The organism is Bacteroides sp., from assembly GCF_028690125.1.
GTDB lineage: Bacteria > Bacteroidota > Bacteroidia > Bacteroidales > Bacteroidaceae > Bacteroides.
Genome location: NZ_JAQVBV010000121.1, coordinates 1 through 3,588 on the forward strand (window position 1 = coordinate 1; position 3,588 = coordinate 3,588).

Below are 3,588 nucleotides of genomic sequence, written 5' to 3' on the forward strand. Positions count from 1 at the left end.
ATATTCTTCCTTGCAATCTCTCTGCACTTTTTAGAATCTTTTCAATTTCTGCAATTGCAACTCCGCTTTTTCCGGTACGAATTAGATTATCTGCAACCTTTTCCATCACTGCGATGTTCATGCAAGTCTCACCAGTTATGAATATTCCGTCTTTCTCTTCTTCTGTTGTGTCATATGTAATTGTTATTGTTTTCATGCAATTTCCTCCTCGTTTTGTTGTTCGTTTTCTTTACTCTGTATAAACAATACTATACTCTGTATACTTTGTCAAGATATTTTTCTTGTTTCTCTTTACTCTGTATAGTTTTTGTGTTATATTCGAGATGCAAGGAGGTGAATATAATGAATGAACGGTTGAAATTGGTTAGAAAGGCGTTGAAATTATCTCAAGATTCTTTCGGCGAACGTCTCGGTATGACCGGAGGTGCAGTTTCCCATCTTGAAAATGGAAATAGGAACATCACTGAACAGGTTGTTAAATCTATCTGTCGTGAGTTTGGAGTTGACTATATATGGTTTACTACTGGTGACGGAGAGATGTTCGTGGAAACAGATGACGATTTCATGGAACGCATTGACCGCATCATGGCAGGTGAAGACGACGCACGAAAGAATTTATTCAAATCCTTTCTGGATGCCAGTGACGAGGACATCGCAGCATTTCAGAGAATTATTGATTTGTTTGCATCAAAAAAAGACTGACAGTCTTTTCAACTGCCAGTCTCGTGGGTGTAAAGATATGTAACGAATTTATATATCCTCTTGAGGGTCTTTTCGCTTCGTATCTTTCCGACTATCTCGATGATAGCATCTTTGTACTTGATGACAACCACCCCCTTTTCAAATCCGATTATACCATTAATTTCCACAATTATGGAAATGTGGCAGGCGATTTCCACAATCATGGAAATATGTCCACCTGTCGCCATGCGGCAATCATGTTGTGATATTATTATTTGTATTCGGATTCAAACAGATCAGTGATTTTTGCATCCAGTGCGATCGCTATTGTTTCAAGTTGAAATAATGTCGGCGACACCTTACCGTTTTCGATGTTGTTGAGCGTAGATTTTCCTATTCCGGACTTTCTTGCCAGCTCCATCAATGTGAGACCCTTTTCGGTTCTCTTTTCCCACAGCATTATCTTCATCGTTTTTCACCTCCTCCCGCAATGAACGGTACGAGGCCAGAAAAATTACTGTTACAAGTATTTTCCCTTTTTTCGATGAAGATAAATATTCTAAACTTTATACAAATTACATTATGAAAGAGAGTGTGCTTATGAAAAACGAATCTGTCAACTCAAAAATATGTAAATATTGCAAAACGGAAATTCCGAAAACTGCAAAAATATGTCCTAATTGCAACAAAAAGCAAGGCAGTGTATTAACAAAGATAATCATTGCTTTTGTTGTCGTCGTTGTCTTATGCCTCCTTTTCGGCGGTGGTTCTAAGTCAAAAAAAACCGACGGCGAAATAAATGCCTCGACTACAGCAGCACCAACTCCGGAACCTTCTGTCGAATCCACTGCTCCCTCTGTCACAGATGCACCTGTTGTCGAAGAATCGACGTCCGACACGATTCCAACTGAATATAAATCAGCCCTTAATAAAGCGATCGCTTACAGCGAATCCATGCATATGTCTAAAAATGGTTTGTACAATCAATTAACCTCTGAATACGGGGAACAATTTTCAGCAGAAGCCTCGCAATATGCTATCGATAATGTTGGTGCTGACTGGAATGCAAATGCGTTAGCAAAAGCGGAAGAATATAATGAATCCATGCATATGTCAAAATTAGGTTTGTATAATCAATTGGTTTCTGAAAGTGGCGAACAATTTACTACTGATGAAGCGCAATACGCTGTTGATAATATAAACGCTGACTGGAATGCAAATGCGTTAGCAAAAGCAAAAGATTATCAAGATTCTATGAGCATGTCTCCGGAATCTATCCGTGATCAACTGGTATCTGAATACGGAGAACAGTTCACACAGGATGAGGCTGACTATGCTATCTCGAATCTGAACTAATTAAAAAGGGCGACCCCCACTGCAATGGAAATCGCCCTTGAGAAACTCATTCATCACTATGAAAACACGGTGATAAAATAAGACCCTCGCAAGCCTCATTTTATCATAAAACCGTGCTAATGCATAGGTTTTTCTTTATGCCCTTTTATGAGAAAGTGAGGTCTAATATATGAAAATGCCGAATGGATACGGAAGTGTTGTCAAGCTGTCCGGGAAACGTCGCAAACCATGGGCGGTTCGTATCTCTTATATGGACGAATCCACCGATGGTGTCATCAAACGCAAGCAGAAATATCTTGCTTATTTCGTCAAGCAGGAGTCTGCCTTGCAGTATCTTACCGAATACAACAACGGCTCGGTCGTTGCTGAACACATCAAATTCTCTGACGTTCCCACATTTGCTGAACTGTATGAGAAATGGAAGAAATACAAGAAATCACTTAAAGACAAATTATCAGATAGTACCTGGAGGAATTATGAGATTGCTTTCAATCATCTGGCCCCTCTGCATCCTGTCAAGATAATCAATATTAAGGTGAATGACATGCAGTCTTGTCTCAACTCTCATAACCATCAAAGTAAGTCTACTATCGGTAACATGAGAGCATTGCTCAAGGCTGTGTATGCGTATGCAGTTATGAACGAATATATTGAGCAAGACCTCACCCAGTTTTTAAAATTCGAGTATACAGAGACCTCCACCTCCATTCACGCCCGTTTTTCTGACGATGAGATTAAACTCCTGTGGCAGAAATTGTATGTCATCAATAATGTTGATGTGGTTCTCATTTATATATACACCGGAATGAGACCAACTGAGTTACTTGAGGTTCTGACCGAGAACGTCCACCTCGATGAAAAGTATATGGTCGGAGGTCTCAAGACTGAGAACGGATATGACAGACTGATTCCTCTCTGTGACAAGGTTCTCCCTCTTATCCGGAACAGGTTCAACCCCGACAAAAAATATCTAATCAATAACAAATATGGCAATCACTACACCTATGGAACATATCAAAATGGAAACTGGAACACAGTCATGGGAAAATTGGGATTGCAGCACACTCCTCATGATGGTCGATACACATTTGCAGCACTGGCAGACAATGCCGGAATGAACATCGTATGTCAGCACGTCATCATGGGTCATGTTATGTCAGACGACGAAAAGAAGAATTTCAAATCACGAACCGGACAGGACATCACGAAAGGCGTATACACTCAGAAAACCATGGATGAACTGCTCAAAGAGGTCAACAAATTATGATTTTATCTCTGTCGCTCACCTGTCTCTCACTTGTCGCTCACTTGTCACAAATGATCTTCTGTTAGCCTCGTTGTACTTCTGTTTAAAACAATTCTGATAATAATAAAACCCCACAGATTCGCCGTCTGTGGGGTTATTTTTATTATTTTAGCAGATTCCCTGTGCCATCATAGCATCTACAACTTTTTCGAAGCCTGCGATGTTTGCGCCCATTACATAGTTTCCTGCATGACCGTAACGTTTTGCAGCGTCATCGATATTGTGTGTGATGTTAATCATAATAC

General features: G+C 40.0%; 7 protein-coding genes. 3 read left to right on the forward strand and 4 right to left on the reverse strand.

Annotated elements, in window-relative coordinates; all coding sequences use genetic code 11:
• Positions 1-196, reverse strand: a 196-nt coding sequence (locus PHO71_RS25630; protein ID WP_300209015.1) for a hypothetical protein, incomplete at its 3' end; no start/stop codon positions are given.
• A 146-nt stretch (positions 197-342) separates the two neighbouring features.
• Here PHO71_RS25630 and PHO71_RS25635 point away from each other — a divergent pair.
• On the forward strand, positions 343-702 hold the full coding sequence (locus PHO71_RS25635; protein WP_300209016.1) for a helix-turn-helix domain-containing protein: 360 nt from the start codon (positions 343-345) through the stop codon (positions 700-702).
• An 8-nt stretch (positions 703-710) separates the two neighbouring features.
• Here the strand turns inward: PHO71_RS25635 and PHO71_RS25640 are convergent, their stop codons facing one another.
• On the reverse strand, positions 711-929 hold the full coding sequence (locus PHO71_RS25640) for a hypothetical protein (protein ID WP_300209017.1): 219 nt from the start codon (positions 927-929) through the stop codon (positions 711-713).
• Positions 930-952: 23 nt separating this feature from the next.
• Positions 953-1,150, reverse strand: coding sequence for a helix-turn-helix domain-containing protein (locus PHO71_RS25645; protein WP_300209018.1), 198 nt, complete (start codon positions 1,148-1,150; stop codon positions 953-955).
• Positions 1,151-1,281: 131 nt separating this feature from the next.
• Between PHO71_RS25645 and PHO71_RS25650 the strand changes: the two genes are divergently transcribed.
• Both PHO71_RS25650 and PHO71_RS25655 read left to right on the forward strand, forming a co-directional pair.
• Positions 1,282-2,037 carry an Ltp family lipoprotein gene (locus PHO71_RS25650; RefSeq protein ID WP_300209019.1) on the forward strand — a complete coding sequence of 252 codons (756 nt, stop codon included), beginning with the start codon at positions 1,282-1,284 and terminating at the stop codon, positions 2,035-2,037.
• 169 nt (positions 2,038-2,206) lie between these two features.
• Positions 2,207-3,304, forward strand: a complete 1,098-nt coding sequence (locus PHO71_RS25655) for a tyrosine-type recombinase/integrase (RefSeq protein WP_300209020.1) — start codon at positions 2,207-2,209, stop codon at positions 3,302-3,304.
• Positions 3,305-3,451: 147 nt separating this feature from the next.
• Here PHO71_RS25655 and PHO71_RS25660 read toward each other — a convergent pair.
• The coding region (locus tag PHO71_RS25660; RefSeq protein WP_367279943.1) for a hypothetical protein at positions 3,452-3,588 on the reverse strand (137 nt) is incomplete at its 5' end.

Coding starts and splice junctions, on each gene's coding strand:
- PHO71_RS25650 (WP_300209019.1), top strand. CDS start 1,282: ATGAAAAACGAATCTGTCAACTCAAAAATATGTAAATATTGCAAAACG.
- PHO71_RS25645 (WP_300209018.1), bottom strand. CDS start 1,150: ATGAAGATAATGCTGTGGGAAAAGAGAACCGAAAAGGGTCTCACATTG.
- PHO71_RS25640 (WP_300209017.1), bottom strand. CDS start 929: ATGGCGACAGGTGGACATATTTCCATGATTGTGGAAATCGCCTGCCAC.
- PHO71_RS25635 (WP_300209016.1), top strand. CDS start 343: ATGAATGAACGGTTGAAATTGGTTAGAAAGGCGTTGAAATTATCTCAA.
- PHO71_RS25655 (WP_300209020.1), top strand. CDS start 2,207: ATGAAAATGCCGAATGGATACGGAAGTGTTGTCAAGCTGTCCGGGAAA.